This window comes from Bacillus xiamenensis, assembly GCF_000300535.1.
GTDB classification, from domain to species: domain Bacteria; phylum Bacillota; class Bacilli; order Bacillales; family Bacillaceae; genus Bacillus; species Bacillus xiamenensis.
Map to the genome: position 1 here is coordinate 16213 of NZ_AMSH01000024.1, position 15092 is coordinate 31304.

The window sequence follows — 15092 nt, forward strand, 5'->3', positions numbered from 1 at the left end:
GAAAAAAAAGGAGGATTTATCAATGAAAAAAATCATGTTTGCTTTCTTTCTATCATTACTTCTTGTCTTCCCAACCTTTGCACATGCAGAGGAAACAGAAGCAGTACCAGCATCCGTTCAAGTAACAGGTGTCACAGCAGCAGACGGTGGTATGGTCAATTACGGTTCTGGCAGTAAATATCGAGTGGGTTCATATTATCCGGCTACTTTTAAAGGAACACTAAAAGATACGAACGGAAACCTCATGGCCAATCAGCCAATCCAGCTTTATTTTGAAGCAGCAATCAAATCATTGGCTCAAACAGCGACAGGCACAACGGATGAGAATGGACAATTTTCACTGACGATTCAAGTTCCTTCTGGTGCAGGCTACCGTACATATAATAATGCAGGCTGGTCTACACATTACTACGATATCGTTCCAGTGACTTTCACTTCAAACGACATCACGCTATCTTCAAATGTTACAAGTGTATACCATTTGGCGTATACATTGCGTAACTAATCTGTTGGAAGAGCGACTTGGCTGAAGCCTTGTCGTTTTTTTCATAGAAAAAAGGATGTCAGCAGGTGGGACATCCTTTGTCTTCTTTTCATCGTGAGTTGAAAACCTTTGCAGTCTAGGAAGGACGAATATAGGAGCGGAGCCAATTTGATATTCGTGAGCACCGGCACGCAGGACTGACAAAGAATACGAGGGTTTGTCTACACGCTGCCTAGTGTTATACACCAGATTCTTCTCGTTGTTTGCGAATCCAAGCCGTCACGTAATAGGCAGCATAGCAAAGCGCGATGAAAGGAATGCCGCAGATGAGGGCAATCCGCTGATTTGGATCAAAGGCAATGCCGATCACAGATGCAAGGCACAGGAGGAAGGCAGCAATCGGAACCACCGGATAGAGCGGGGTTCGGAAAGATAAATCATGAAGCTGTCCGCCTTCCTGTAAAAATCTTTTGCGAAACATGAACTGGGAAGCAGCAATCCCCATCCACACCACAACAACGGCGAGTCCAGAGATGGAAACAAGGACAAGATACACCGTTTCTGGTGCGATCACACTTGATAGCAAAGAGAGGATACCGCCGATCATACTTAAAATAAGTGCATTCAAAGGAATTCCCTTTGGTGTCAATTTCGCTAGTTTCTTTGGAAGTGTCCGTTCCTCAGAAAGTGACCAGAGCATGCGGGATGAGGCGTATAGTCCTGAGTTTGCGGCAGATAAGATCGCCGTCAGAATGACAAAATTCATGAAATCCGCCGCATAAGGAATACCGATGCGGTCAAATACCACGACAAATGGACTTTTGATCACCCCTGCTTCTTCTACAGGAATTAAGCCAGCTAAGACCACGATCGTTCCGACGAAAAACAGAACAAGGCGCAGCACCGTCGTCCGAATCGCCCGAGGAATGGTCTCATCTGGATTGACGCTTTCACCCGCAGCAATCCCGATCAACTCCGTACCGGAAAAAGCAAAATTGACGGCGAGCATCGTCATGAAGATCGGTAAAAAGCCGTTTGGGAAAAGTCCGCCATCTCCAGTGAAGTTAGAAAAGAACGGAGCGGCCTCACCGCCTTTTAATGGTATCAAGCCAAACATCGCAGCTCCGCCAAGGATAATAAAGAGAATAATGGCCATGACTTTAATGCTAGAAAACCAAAATTCGGATTCTGCAAAGAACTTGACTGTAAATGCATTGAGTAAAAAGATGAGAAGCGCAAAAACACCACTCCACATCCAAACCGATGTATCTGGGAACCAGCGCTGCATTAAAAGTCCAGCTGCTGTAAATTCAGAACCAAGTGCCACTGTCCATGTCAGCCAGTAAAGCCAAGCGACTGTATACCCCGTACCAGGCCCAATGTATTTTGTTGCATACGTATGAAACGCCCCGGTAACCGGCATTGCGACAGACAGTTCACCTAAACAGAGCATCACAAGATACACAATTAATGCCCCAACAAGATAAGCCAGAATCGTTCCCGCAGGTCCGGCCTGATGAATGGTGTATCCTGAGCTTAAAAAGAGTCCTGTACCAATCACGCCCCCTAAAGAAAGCATGAATAGGTGCCGGCTCGTCATTTTTCGTTGATATTGTTGTGACTGATCTTTTGCTTGTTCCATGTCTTCCCGCCCTTTTGCTTAGAAGTATGTGTGTTGATTCATGGTGCTACGATGTTGCCTGTTTTAAGATGTCCGTAATATCTTCTGGTGTCGTCCGGCAGCAGCCGCCGATGATTTGTGCGCCGTCTTTGTACCACTGATGCGCACATTCTCCAAACGTACGGTGGGACGTATCTCCGCTCCATACCTTTTCTTTAGGGTCATATAATTCCCCTGAGTTCGGATACACCACAATTGGTTTGCTCGTCCCTTTTTTCATCTCTTGAATGAGAGAAGAAATAAATTGAGGCGGTGTACAGTTTACGCCAACAGCAGCGATCTGCTCATATGGCTCAAGTGCTTGTACACAGTCTTTCAGCAAATCTCCCTCACTAATGTGCAGATCATCCTTTGCGCTAAACGTGATCCATGCATATACACCGCTGAATTCATCCTGAAGTAGCTTTGCGATAGCCGTTGCTTCAATCAGGCAAGGAATGGTTTCACATGCGAGAATATCTGCACCAGCCTCTACTAATGCCTGAATTCTTGGTCTGTGAAAATCAATGAGTGCCTGCTCTGACAGCCTGTAATTTCCCTTATATTCTGAACCATCAGATAAATAAGCGCCGAATGGTCCTACTGATCCAGCGACAAATGGTTTTGTGCGCCCCTCACGACGTGTTTCATCCTGCCAAAACAGTTCGCATGCTTCTTTCGCTAAAGTGACAGATCGTTTCATTAATGCAATGGCTTCTTCTTTTGTATAGCCTTTTTCAGCGAAGCCATCAATCGTCGTTTGGTAGCTGGCTGTTGTGGCACAGTCAGCACCTGCTTGGAAGTAGTCCAAGTGTACTTGCTGAATCAATTCTGGCTGTTCAATGAGGATTTTGGCTGACCATAAACTGTCGTTTAAATCACAGCCCTTTCGTTCAAGCTCCGTTGCAAGTGCACCGTCTAAAATTAAAGGTGCGTGAGCCTGTAATCGGCTTTGAATAGGGTTCATATGAATTGAACAGCCTCCTTTTTAGATCGGAAATAATGGATATGATATGAGGCAGTAGTTTAAATGACTAAAGTGTTTTTGTCAAGGAGAGGAAAAAGCATAGGAGGGCGTAAAAACCCTGAAAACATGCGGATTTCAGTGCATAAACATACAGTCAAAATAATAGAATAACAAGTCATTGACAGCCTCTAAAAAGAGATATATATTATGGAAAGGTTCATTTCAGAAAGCTTCATCAAAAGGCGCCGTCTTTTGATTTTATGTTGTCCAACGACTGTCTTCTTTCGTGCAGAAAGAGGGTTTTTTATATGCTTAAAAAAGGAGGAAAGAAGAAATTGAAAAAATGTGTGAAAGATATTGCGATGATTCTAGTCGGTTCTTTTTTATTCGCTGCAGCAGTAAACATGTTTGTCATTCCGCTTGAATTTGGTGAAGGCGGTGTAACAGGGCTGTCCATCATTTTTTATTATTTGTTTGAGATTGCACCGTGGCTGACGAACCTTGTGTTGAATGCGATCTTATTACTTGTGGGGTATAAATACTTGGACAAGAAGACCACGATCTACACAGTGGTAGCTGTCGCAAGTAACTCCCTATTTTTACACTTGACCACTACATGGGTGGTACATGTACATGAATTGATCATTGGTGCTATTTTCGCGGGAATCATTATCGGAATTGGAATTGGTCTTGTATTAAGAGTAGGCGGAACAACGGCGGGTTCCGCTATTCTTGGGCGAATGGCCAACAAATATTTAGACTGGAACGTGAGCTATGCCATCTTGTTCTTTGATCTAATCGTTGTCTTTGCTTCCTATTTTATTATTGGTGCGGAAAAATTAATGTTTACGATTGTGATGCTGTATGTGGCGACTAAGGTGATGGATTTCGTCATAGAAGGGCTCAATACGAAAAAGGCGGTCACGATTATTTCTTCATGTAAAGATGATATTGCGGAAGAAATCAACCACACCCTTGACCGAGGCGTGACGATCTTAAATGGACGCGGTCATTATTCAAAGGAATCAAAGGAAATTCTTTATGCAGTCATTCAAAAACAAGAGCTTATGCGTCTAAAGAAAATTATTAAGAAAATTGATCGAGATGCATTCGTTGTTGTCCATGACGTGCGGGATGTGTTTGGAGAAGGATTTGTGAATATATAAAAAGTAAAAAAAGACACATCCACTATAAAGTGGGGGTGTCTTTTCATATGTCGAGTGATCTTATGTTTAAGTGACTATTTTTTTAGGGTATCCTCTTTCTTCTCGTTACTTTTCAGAACGAAAAAGCGTATACACTCAGCAATGGCCGCTCCCACCACAAACAGGATGATGGGTGTAATGGTAAAAGGTTGTTTGAAGATGAACAAATACACGGTATAACATAAAGTTAATGTAATAACTAACGTGAGGTAATTGCTCAACGCTCTATTCAAGATCACCACTCCTCTTTTTTAAGGTCTACAACTAGCCGGTATTGGTTGAGTTGAAAAGAATTTTCCACTTTCTTCCGTTCTCATCACTTTTTTTCGAGTTGAGTTTTCGTAAAACTTAGTATGATTAAAATAAGGATAAGCCATGTTGAATTCACTTTTTAATTCCATGCAATTCAACATATCCCTTTAAAATAAAGAGAATAAATTGGTTGTTTCCTAATTTATTAATATTCGTTCTTGTTTATGTTTGTTGTCTACAATAGACACACTCTAGATTTATCTTGATCAGGTGAAGCCTTGAAAAAAGAGATACTTCCTGCATGAAACTTTATAGGTATGTTGCGTGTGAGAAGTTGGGAAAGATACCTCTTGTCACATCATACTATGTAATGTATAGTATAAATGGTTAGGAGTTGTAAACATGAATGCACAACTAAAAAAAGGCTTATTGGAGTTTTGTGTACTGGCGGTATTAAAGAAAGGCGATTCCTATGGTTATCAAATCATTAAAGATATATCTCATTGTATTGAGATGTCCGAGTCGACATTATATCCGATATTAAAGCGGTTAGAACAAAACAATTATGTGGAGACCTATTCACAAGAACATAACAGCCGGTTAAGAAAATACTACCGGATGACAAAAAGCGGACGGGAGCATATCGCGCAATTTTTAGATGAATGGGACCAGGTGATGGAGATTTACGACTTTATTTCTGGAGGACAGAGCAATGAATAAAAAAGAGTTCCTAAGCAGCTTAGAGAAGCATCTGCATCGTCTGGGCGAAAAAGAAAGTGAGCGGTTTATCGAATATTACGATGAAATGATCGAGGATTATCAGGAAGATGGGTACAGTGAACAGGAAGCGGTTCATCAAGTAGGGCAGCCTGCAATCATTGCTGAAGGCATTATGAAGGAACAAGGAATGAAAACCGTAGAAGTGCCTACATTTGGAGAAAAGGCGACGAGGTTCTCGATCCTCATTTTAGGCTTTCCTTTATGGGGAAGTATTCTAGCGGCAGTGATCCTGCTTATTCTTTCTGTGTACATGGTGATTTGGTGCATTCCCCTTGTGACGGGTGCATTGACGCTGTCTGGCCTGCTTGGAGGATGTTGGAGCATCATTGGTACTCCGTTTATCTATCAGGACGGTTTGCATGTGGCGGTGACGCAGTTTGGGCTTGGTATTCTTCTTTTAGGTGTAGGGTTATTATGCGGTATTGCCACAGTGTATTTAACAAAGCTATTCACGCACATGACGGTCCAAACCAGTAAGGCATTTATGGGGATGTTTAGAAAGAAGGTCGTGAGAATATGAAGGTGAATGACTTAAAGAAAAAATGCATCACATGGGGCATCATTTTCACCATTGTAGGTGGTTTTGTAGCCGCTCTTGGTTTTGGTTTATCAGGCTTTGACTTAGATGCATATCATACAAACGATCAGTCCAACGTTTTCCGCACCATTAATTGGTAGCTTGCCATCACGAAGCCAAAAAAACCCGCTTATGCGGGTCTTTTTTTCGCTCGGGCTACAAAGAAGATATAACAGCAAAGTGCGCCAACATCACAGAGCATAATAATCAGCCCCATTGGAAAGGCAGTCTGGCCTCCGGCGAGTCCGACAAGAGGTGTCATGCATGCGCCTAAAAGCATTTGCGCTACACCGATGAGGGCGGCCGCACTTCCAGCATGCGCACCGTGATGCTGCATGGCAAGGGAGGGAGCAGAAGTACCGACAATCCCAACGCTTGACACCACAAAAAACAATGGGATGAGAATGCCATACATCCCTGCATCAATAGAGATCATCAAAAACAAGGTGACGCCCCCTAAAGCAGCTGTCAGTAATCCAATGCGAAGGACTTTCTCCTCACCAATTTTCGCAGCGACTCGAGCAAATACTTGTCCAGCTGTGATAATCCCAAGACTATTGATTGCAAAGGCAGCGCTGAAGCCTTGAGGAGAAAGGTTGAAAATCTCCTGCAGTACAAACGGTGATCCAGAGATATACGCAAACATGGCGGCGAAGACAAGACCTTGTGAGAGAGCATAGCCAACAAAGAGTCGATCACTCGCTAGAATTTTCATCGCACCGATAATCTGTTGAAAGCCTCCAGTCTGTCTGCGTTCCACAGGTAAGCTTTCTTTCAGTGAAAACATTGATCTTAGGAGCATCAATGCCCCAAGGATTCCTAGTAGAACAAACACCCCCTGCCATGTTGTGAATCGTAAAATTTGTCCGCCCACGATAGGTGCGGCTGCCGGGGCAACCCCGTTGACTAACATGAGCAGAGCAAAGAACTTCGTCATCTCTGATCCTTCATAATGATCTCGCACGATGGCTCTTGCGATGACAATGCCAGCTGAACCAGCGAGCCCTTGAATCAGTCTTAAAAGAATGAATGTCCAAATGGATGTGACCACTGTACATAAAAGAGAGGCCGCAATAAAAATGATTAATCCGATCATCAGCGGCTTTCTTCTGCCGACCGTATCACTGATTGGGCCGGCAATCAGCTGCCCAAGCGCCAGTCCAATCAAACAAGCCATGAGACTTAACTGAGACAGCGCCGTGCTGGCTTCAAAATCCCGCGCGATATTAGGTAAAGCAGGTAAATACATATCCATTGCCAGCGGTGCAAGGGCTGTTAAAGAGCCAAGCAGCGCGGCAAGGAGGAACCGATTTTTTTTCGATTCTTGGGGATAAGATAAAGTATTCATATAATGACCCTCCTCGTATATGTCCTCAAATCAGCATAATGAATACGTCGTTTCTTTTCAATGAAAAATGTCCAAATCGGATTTCGTGCAAAATGATTGATCTTTCGATTGAGACTCTTTACATTGAATGAGTAGAGATTGAAAACAAGATCATCGGCATGCAGTGATTGCATGATACGTATATCCTTCAATAGACAATAGGAGGTGCTGTTATGGAGCAGCAAGAGCTGATCATACGTGAAGCAGTGAGAGAAGATCATGAGGTGATTAGACACGTACTGATCAAATCATACGCACAGTATGAGCCTCAATTTACAGAGGAAGGCTGGCAAAATTATTCTGCGGCACTGCGAGCGGCTGTGGATAACCCAAACATGGAGCTTATGCTTGTGGCGGAGCTTGAGGGGAAGGTTGTGGGAACCCTTCAAATGTTTCGGTCATCTGAACAAGCGTATGACAAGCCTGAAATGGGCATTACTTCCGCGATTGTTCGGTTTTTAGGGGTAGATCCTGATGTGAGAGGAAAAGGAATCGCGGAGTCATTGTTACGTAAAAGTATTGAAATCACGCAATCGTGGGGCGAGAACGTCCTGTACCTTCATACATCGGATAAAATGCAGGCCGCCATTCGTTTATATGAAAGAATGGGCTTTGAGCGGGCACTTGATAAGGAATTTGTGAATCAAAATGGAACGCATGTAAAGAGCTATCAGTATGTGATCAAAAAAGAACAGCCGGCTGGCTCATAATACGCCGTATAAGAAAAGGAAGAGCATGTCCTGCATGGACGAGGCTCTTCCTTTTTCTCATGACACCCATACGTTCAGTACCATATACGATAAGCACCATGAGATTAAACCAAACATGACAAAAAATTTCAACACATGTTCATAAACGGTCAGCTTTCTTTCTCTTTTCGTTTTCACAAGCCGCCAGTAAAGGGCATAGCCGCAAAAAACCAACATGATTTGTCCAAGCTCTGCTACGGTTTCGATGATTGTGATCCCGTTCATTCATTTTCACCTCACCATATGTCTTCCATCAACAGCAGCAGTTAACCTTTATTTCTTCAAAGGAAATCAGTGTATACTGGAATAAGAAGTAGATGCAGAAGGGGTTGTGACACATTGTTTCGGCTACATGCAGATTCTTGGGATGACGTAATCGAGAGAAAAATCAAATACGATGATGAGGTTGTGGAACATACTTGTCAGCTGTTAGACGCACAGGAGCAGCAAGTCGTCTTGTTTCATAAAATTCAAGACCCGTTTACAATGATTGCTGGTGATGGTGCTGTCACGATCCCAAAAGGGAGCTATACGACCGCCTATTATTGGACGGACCGGCCTTACAATGTATATTTTTGGAGAGATGATCAAGGCAATGAACTTGGCTCCTATTTGAATATCGTCAGAAATACGCAGTTCAAAGATCAGATGGTCATTTTTAACGATTTGATGATTGACCTTCTCGTTCTCCCAAATGGTGATGTCTTTGTTTTGGATGAAGAGGAATTGCCGGAGAGTTTAGCCTCTTTTGAAAATGGTTCGGTCCATCAAGCACTAAGCGATGTCATCGGTTCATTAGAGCGTATACTAGGTCGATTGAGATCAGATGCCGAAGGAAGATACCATCACACTTTGTTTGAACCGATTCTAAAATAAAAAAACGATTCCTTTAAGCGAGGAATCGTTTTTTTGTCAGACCTTGATACGATTTAACCGTTTTTGTAAATCGGTTTTCGTTTTAGATGCTTTTAGTTGTTTGACTGCACTTTGAGCTGTTGCTTTTGTTTTCTTTGTTCGTTTGGCTTCAGCTTTTTTTACTTTTTGTTTGGCATCTGTCACTTTCTTTTGATAAGCGACTTGTTTTTTGACTTTGTCGAGTCGGTTTTGCAGGCTTGTTTTTTCTTTGCCTTTGTTTAGCTTGTTAATGGCCGTTTGGGCGCTTTTAATCGAGCTCTGCGTTTTGTTTTTTTCAGCTGTTTTGACCTTTGCACGGGCGGAACGGATATCAATGTTTGCTTGGACTTTTTTCACCCGTTCTGTGAGTGTTGTTTTTTGTTTGCTTGCAGTGAGTCGGCCGATTCTCGTTTTGGCTTGATCGACATCTGCCTGTTTTTTAGATGTTTCAGCAGTCTTAACCGCACTGGTCGCAGCTTTTAAAAAGGTTGATTGGGGAACATATTGCACGCGGCCATAGCCGAATTGTGAATCTTTCCCTTTCGCGCCAAGATCCACTGTATAGCTGCGTAATAAGGTGCGAAGCTGTACATTTGTTTTCTTCGGATGCAGCTGTTTTAACAGCGCAAGCATCCCTGTGACATGCGGTACAGCTTGTGATGTACCCGTTGCATACCAATATTCATTTTTTAAATAGGTGCTGATGACGTTCTCGCCAGGGGCGGAAAATTCAATTTCTTTTCCTGTATTGGAAATAGACGCGAGTTTGTCTTTGTCAGTTGTTGCGGAAACGGCAATGACGCTACTGTAAGCGGCAGGGTAGCTAATCGCATTTTTCTTCCCATCATTTCCGCTGGCAGCGACCACCAGTAGTCCTTTTTTATATGCTTCATCAACTGCTGAATGCAAGATGGGGATATTATCTTCAAAGCCTAAGCTAAGGTTGATGATGTCCATCTTATTGCTAATCGCCCAATCAATGCCTCGTAGCAGGCTGTATAGGTCGCCTTCTCCTTTTTTATCTAACACTTTCACCGCATACAGCTTCACATCAGAAGCGACACCGACTGTACCATAATCATTATTGAGTGCCCCAATCGTGCCGGCGACATGAGTGCCATGTCCTTCATCATCTTTATATGAGGACGTGTAATCGACGAATGATTTACCGCCGGCGATCTTTAAATCTTCATGTGGGAAAATTCCAGTATCGAGGACGGCTACTTTGACATTTTTCCCTGTCACGCCTTCTTTGATCGCTTGCTTAATATTGAGCTTTTGCAGATTGTAAGATTTTTGTACCAACACATCCTGACCAATGGCAGCAGCGGTTTTTTTCACGGTAGAAGAAGCGAGTTTGACCTTCACATTTTTTGAGACATAGGCGATGTTTGGGTCTTTTTTAAGTGAGGTGACAGCTTGTTCATCTGCTGTCACCGCTACAGCTGGAAGGTGTATGTACTGAGCGTTCACTTTTTCACTTTCTTGAATCGCAGTTTGTTTTCCTTTTTGGTTTTTATAGACGATGATGACATCTGTTTCTTTTGGCGGTGCAGCTGCCTGCGAATGGAGGGGCAAAGCAGTTGTCAAAGCAAGAAGAAACGCGATGACCACGAATATATTCTTTTTCAAGGCAATGGCTCCTTGCATACGAGATGACCTCCGTCTGTTTTCCTCTATTATATCGGAGAAATGAGATAGATCGTTAGAAGAATTATAGTCTGGACAGAAAGTTTTTTGACAAGTATGTCGAAATTGAAATTCATAGAATTCTAGTAGACAATAGAGAGACATATTAAGAGAAAGAAGGACAATGCCGATGAACGTAAAAGAGTATATGACGTATGATGCGACGGGACTTGCAGCACTTGTACGGAAAAAAGAGGTCGCACCCGAAGAACTTGTACAAGCTGCATTTGCTAGATTAGAAGAAGTCAATCCAGCGCTAAATACGGTGATTCGGACGAGACAGGATCAAGTGTTAAAAGACATCCAGCCATTACAGCAGCATCAGCCATTTGCAGGTGTGCCATTTGTGCTGAAAAATATATCGCAAGGGCTGGCCAATGAACCGCTGACAGCAGGTGCTGCAGTGTTAAAGGAGGCTAAGGCGAAAACGGATTCCCATTTTGTTCATCGATTGAAGCAGGCGGGATTTCTCATGATCGGTCATACCAACACACCAGAATTCGGTTTGAGAAATGTGACTGAACCCGCCTTGTATGGTCCAACGAGAAACCCGTGGGATGTTGCGTATTCTCCGGGCGGTTCAAGCGGCGGGACGGCTGCAGCTGTGGCAAGCGGGATCGTACCTGCGGGGGGAGCGAGTGATGGCGGCGGGTCCATTCGTATCCCGGCATCGTTTACTGGTTTGTTTGGACTCAAGCCAACACGGGGGAGAACGCCAGTAGGTCCGGGTGCAGGTAGACAGTGGCAAGGGGCTTCCATTGACTTTACGCTCACAAAGACCGTTCGAGACAGTGCAGCACTTCTTGATCTGCTTCAGGTTATTCAGCCAGAAGCTGCTTTCCAAACCCCGTTATATGACGGTAGCTATCAGGAGGACCTTGTGAAACGCACATCTTCTATGCGAATTGCTTACAGTGTAGACTCTCCAGTTGGTACGCAGGTCAGTGAGGAAGCGAAGCAGGCGGTCTTAAAAACAGTGAAATGGCTGAGTGAACAAGGGCATCAACTAGAGGAAATGAAGCCGGACATTGATGGTGTCCATCTGATGCAGCAATATTACATCATGAACAGCGGAGAAATGTCTGCATTATTTACCTCATTAGCTCGCTCATTAGGGCGTTCTGTGAAGCCGGAGGAAACAGACATTGTGGCATGGGTGCTGGCGGAGGCTGGAAAGAATGTGACGGCTGCCGCTTATACAGAAAGTCTTGATGCATGGGATATGGCTGCTGCACAAATGGCCGCATTTCATCAAACCTACGATCTTTATGTGACACCAGCTACTGCCTATTCAGCTCCAAAGGTTGGTGAGCTTATGCATACCGATCAGGAAATAGCCGCACTGTTACGTGTGTCAGAGCTTTCAATGCAAGCACAGCAGGATTTGATTTATGAGATGTTCCTAAAGAGTTTGACCTACACCCCATTTACACAGCTTGCCAACCTCACCGGACAGCCATCTATGAGTGTTCCAGTTCATCTCACAGAGGCAGGCATGCCTTTAGGGGTTCAGGTGACAGCTCCAAAAGGAAAAGAGGACTGGCTGCTCAGACTGGCGTCAGAGATGGAATCATCCTCAATATGGAAAGGCACTCATCAATTACTGAATCAATAATACGGTGAAATCGCCGTTGGTCTATGGAGGAAAGGAGTGTCATACGTGAGTACGAAAGACAAAATCATTCAAACGGCCGCACTTCTTTTACGTAAACAGGGGTATCATGCGACAGGGTTGAATCAAATCATTCGAGAGAGCGGCACGCCGAAAGGATCTCTTTATTATTACTTTCCAAATGGAAAAGAAGAGCTAGCCATAGCAGCCGTTGAATATATTAGTCAAAAGGTCATCAATCAAATTGAAGAAAGCTTTGCCTATTCAGATGACCCCTATATCGCCATCGATCGCTTTATGACCAACATCATCAAGGGATTTGAGGAGAAAGAAAACGAAAGAGGCATTCCGATTGTCTTGCTGGCAGCTGAGTCAAAGCCTGAGCATACACAGCTTCATGCTGCATGCAAACAAGAAATGATCCGCTGGCAAGAGCTTGTCAAAGAAAAATTGATGAATAGCGGATATGAAGAAGCAAAGGCGGATGAACTGGCATCCCTTCTTCATTCAATGGTCATTGGTGGTTTATCGATGACCACTGCACTCAAACAAACGACACCTTTAGAGCACGTAAAATGCTACCTTAGACACTTATTTATGCGAGCAGAGTAAAATCTCTCGCATATTGTCTATCTATTATATCAATTGGTCTATATAATAAAGATAGTCAATTAGTCATGAGGAGTGATGGGATGTCGGAGCAACCACAATCGATCAAGCAATCCGAAGGTACCTTTTTTTATACCGTGTCTGGTTCAGGGGAGCTGTATGGGCTGGGAAATCAGCTTGTGCATGTGCTGGCAGAAGCAAATCAAACGAATCAACTGTTTGAGCTTGCCTTAATCACAGGCGGTAAAGGTGCTTACTTTCCCTTGCATTGTCACGAGGCATTGTTTGAAACCGTTTTTGTGCTGGAAGGTAAGCTTGAAGTGATGCTTGACGGTAAAAAATATATGGTGACCGCCTTCGATTATATTCATATTCCGCCCAAAACAATCCATGGCTACAGAATGCATAGTCACAAAACAAGGTTTATTTCATATACATTGGGCGGACAAATGACAGATGTCTATCAGCAAATTGGCAAGCGGGGTTTGCAGAATGAATGGCCGATGACCGATTATGCATTTGATGCAGACGCCTTTCAGCAGGCTGAAAAAGAGAACGATCTCATGCTGATGCATGGCATGAGAGAGCTGTCTAATACAACCAAGCCAGCCGTTTTGTTTCATAGTCAGCTCCCTCGCGCAGTGCAGCCCTATGTATTAGAGGCTGGTGAAGGGAAGCAATACATTGTCGAAGGTCAGCTTCATGAGCTGATTGCGACAACAGAAACAACAGGAGGCAGATTCAGTCATTTTGTGATTGAAGGGACAGAGGGAAAAGGTTTCCGGCCGCATTATCATCAAGTTCATACAGAAGCAATTTATTGTGTTGAAGGCAGAATGAATCTTCAGTTAAACGGAGAGGATATTTGCCTGATGCCGGGTGATTTTGCTTATATTCCTCCGAATACCGTTCACTCGTATGAATTAGTGTCTCATTCAAATAAATTTTTGATGTTGCTGCTCCCTGGGGATATTGATCAGGTGTATGAACAGTTTCAAGAAGCACAAAATCCAAGTATGTGTCCTTATTTTATACAGGAACAGAACCTGATGATCGATCGGGAGACATTCGCTCAGTATGATGTGTATTTTGTAGAAACAGAATAGTTGTATCACACGTTACATAGCTGTCATCAAAAGCCTGCCGAATGGATCGGCGGGCTTTTTCGTTTTTCCTTCTGTGACAGATCATCCTGATCATATGCATGATCCATCCATTCAAGGTGAAGCTATATAAAAGTTGACTTGAGTGAAAGGTGGAGATGCGTGTGAGAGCTGTCAGATAATGCCGCTCATGCGTATGACATATTCAACGAGAAACAGGATGATTGTATAAAGGTCACCTTAAAGCCATAAAAAGAAAGGCTTAGGAGCATTCCTAAGCCTCAGCGTGTAGACAAACCCTCGCATTCTTTGTCAGTCCTGCGTGCCGGTGCTCACGAATCTTGAATTCGCTCCGCGCCGGTACTCGTCCTACCTAGACTGCAAAGGTTTTCATGTCACGCTGAAAAGAAGACAAAGGGCTAAAATAAAGATCATTTTAGCTCTTTGTCAACAATCTAAGGCTTAGGAGCATTCCTAAGCCTTTAATGTGCGATCGTCCATCATTTTTTCAATTAATTCAAAAAATGTTTTTTTATCTTCTTCTGATAAATGGTTGAACAGTTGATTGACAAGTAGCTGGCGATTGTCGATCATTTGTTTGGCTATTTGTTCACCTGATTCAGAGAGTGTAATCCACACCGTACGGCGGTCATTGTTATTTCTAGAGCGGATAATCAGCCCTTCATCTTCTAAGTGGTTGAGAGCGGTTGTTGTTGCAGAGGGAGATAATGAAACTTCCTGCAGAATATTTTTCACAGTACATGATTGATGGCGGTAGATGATGCGTAAAATAAACCCTTTGATATTCGTGACGTTTTTCGGAATGTTCTTTTCATCTATTCGTTTCGTCGCCTTTAAATACTTTGTCAGTGCATGGTCTAACAAACTGGCCTCTAGCTCGAAATGTTGCATTCTCCATACCTCTTTTCCTATTGCATTCGCATTTTCCGATCAGTTACTAGGTCTATCTTATCATAATAATCACCATCATTTAAACCAAAATGGAAGTCGAATATAAAATTACCTATATTATCAATTAACAAAAATAATAATTCTAAAATGAAATGATTTTACTTTCGTCTTTTTTTATTTTAGAATGTGAATGAGATAAAATCTTCCAATCC

The 15092-nt window shown here is 43.2% G+C and carries 16 protein-coding genes; 10 read left to right on the forward strand and 6 right to left on the reverse strand.

The window, feature by feature from the left end; all coding sequences use genetic code 11:
* The first annotated feature begins 22 nt into the window (after positions 1-22).
* The gene (locus tag BA1_RS09525) at positions 23-505 is read left to right on the forward strand and encodes an Ig-like domain-containing protein (RefSeq protein ID WP_008358215.1); all 483 of its coding nucleotides are present in this window, start codon (positions 23-25) and stop codon (positions 503-505) included.
* Between the two features lie 217 nt (positions 506-722).
* Here BA1_RS09525 and mmuP read toward each other — a convergent pair whose 3' ends face one another.
* Together mmuP and mmuM are read right to left on the reverse strand one after the other, a co-directional pair.
* Positions 723-2126: an S-methylmethionine permease gene (gene mmuP, locus BA1_RS09530; protein ID WP_008358216.1), complete on the reverse strand. Its 1404-nt coding sequence runs from the start codon at positions 2124-2126 to the stop codon at positions 723-725.
* 46 nt (positions 2127-2172) lie between these two features.
* Entirely contained in the window at positions 2173-3111 is a 939-nt protein-coding gene (gene mmuM / locus BA1_RS09535) for a homocysteine S-methyltransferase (RefSeq protein WP_008358217.1), read from the reverse strand.
* Positions 3112-3446: 335 nt separating this feature from the next.
* Here mmuM and BA1_RS09540 point away from each other — a divergent pair, with 335 nt between their 5' ends.
* The 4 genes from BA1_RS09540 to BA1_RS19295 all read left to right on the forward strand — a co-directional run bounded on the left by BA1_RS09540 (position 3447) and on the right by BA1_RS19295 (position 6026).
* A complete protein-coding gene (locus BA1_RS09540) occupies positions 3447-4277 on the forward strand; it encodes a YitT family protein (RefSeq protein WP_008358218.1) in 831 nt (276 codons plus the stop codon).
* Between the two features lie 693 nt (positions 4278-4970).
* Entirely contained in the window at positions 4971-5288 is a 318-nt protein-coding gene (locus BA1_RS09550; protein ID WP_008358220.1) for a PadR family transcriptional regulator, read from the forward strand.
* Positions 5281-5868 (forward strand): DUF1700 domain-containing protein, encoded by a 588-nt coding sequence (locus BA1_RS09555; RefSeq protein ID WP_008358221.1) that lies wholly within the window; start codon positions 5281-5283, stop codon positions 5866-5868. Before BA1_RS09550 ends, BA1_RS09555 begins: the two co-directional genes overlap by 8 nt.
* Positions 5865-6026, forward strand: a complete 162-nt coding sequence (locus BA1_RS19295; RefSeq protein WP_008358222.1) for a hypothetical protein — start codon at positions 5865-5867, stop codon at positions 6024-6026. Before BA1_RS09555 ends, BA1_RS19295 begins: the two co-directional genes overlap by 4 nt.
* Positions 6027-6055: 29 nt before the next feature.
* Here BA1_RS19295 and BA1_RS09560 read toward each other — a convergent pair whose 3' ends face one another.
* Positions 6056-7273 carry a multidrug effflux MFS transporter gene (locus tag BA1_RS09560; protein WP_008358223.1) on the reverse strand — a complete coding sequence of 406 codons (1218 nt, stop codon included), beginning with the start codon at positions 7271-7273 and terminating at the stop codon, positions 6056-6058.
* Positions 7274-7485: 212 nt separating this feature from the next.
* Here BA1_RS09560 and BA1_RS09565 point away from each other — a divergent pair, with 212 nt between their 5' ends.
* Positions 7486-8022, forward strand: coding sequence for a GNAT family N-acetyltransferase (locus BA1_RS09565; RefSeq protein WP_008358224.1), 537 nt, complete (start codon positions 7486-7488; stop codon positions 8020-8022).
* A gap of 57 nt (positions 8023-8079) precedes the next feature.
* Here BA1_RS09565 and BA1_RS09570 read toward each other — a convergent pair whose 3' ends face one another.
* A complete protein-coding gene (locus BA1_RS09570; protein ID WP_008358225.1) occupies positions 8080-8286 on the reverse strand; it encodes a hypothetical protein in 207 nt (68 codons plus the stop codon).
* 114 nt (positions 8287-8400) lie between these two features.
* Between BA1_RS09570 and BA1_RS09575 the strand changes: the two genes are divergently transcribed.
* Entirely contained in the window at positions 8401-8937 is a 537-nt protein-coding gene (locus BA1_RS09575) for a ribonuclease FAU-1 family protein (protein ID WP_008358226.1), read from the forward strand.
* Between the two features lie 36 nt (positions 8938-8973).
* Here the strand turns inward: BA1_RS09575 and BA1_RS09580 are convergent, their stop codons facing one another.
* Complete coding sequence (locus BA1_RS09580) at positions 8974-10605, reverse strand: S8 family peptidase (RefSeq protein ID WP_008358227.1); 1632 nt, start codon at positions 10603-10605, stop codon at positions 8974-8976.
* 169 nt (positions 10606-10774) lie between these two features.
* Here BA1_RS09580 and BA1_RS09585 point away from each other — a divergent pair, with 169 nt between their 5' ends.
* The 3 genes from BA1_RS09585 to BA1_RS09595 all read left to right on the forward strand — a co-directional run bounded on the left by BA1_RS09585 (position 10775) and on the right by BA1_RS09595 (position 13971).
* On the forward strand, positions 10775-12259 hold the full coding sequence (locus BA1_RS09585; RefSeq protein ID WP_034738989.1) for an amidase: 1485 nt from the start codon (positions 10775-10777) through the stop codon (positions 12257-12259).
* Between the two features lie 45 nt (positions 12260-12304).
* Positions 12305-12868, forward strand: coding sequence for a TetR/AcrR family transcriptional regulator (locus BA1_RS09590; protein WP_008358229.1), 564 nt, complete (start codon positions 12305-12307; stop codon positions 12866-12868).
* Between the two features lie 80 nt (positions 12869-12948).
* Entirely contained in the window at positions 12949-13971 is a 1023-nt protein-coding gene (locus tag BA1_RS09595; protein WP_008358230.1) for a quercetin 2,3-dioxygenase, read from the forward strand.
* Between the two features lie 471 nt (positions 13972-14442).
* On the opposite strand, the gene BA1_RS09600 is transcribed toward BA1_RS09595, so the two are convergent.
* Complete coding sequence (locus BA1_RS09600; protein WP_008358231.1) at positions 14443-14880, reverse strand: MarR family winged helix-turn-helix transcriptional regulator; 438 nt, start codon at positions 14878-14880, stop codon at positions 14443-14445.
* Positions 14881-15092 lie beyond the last annotated feature (212 nt).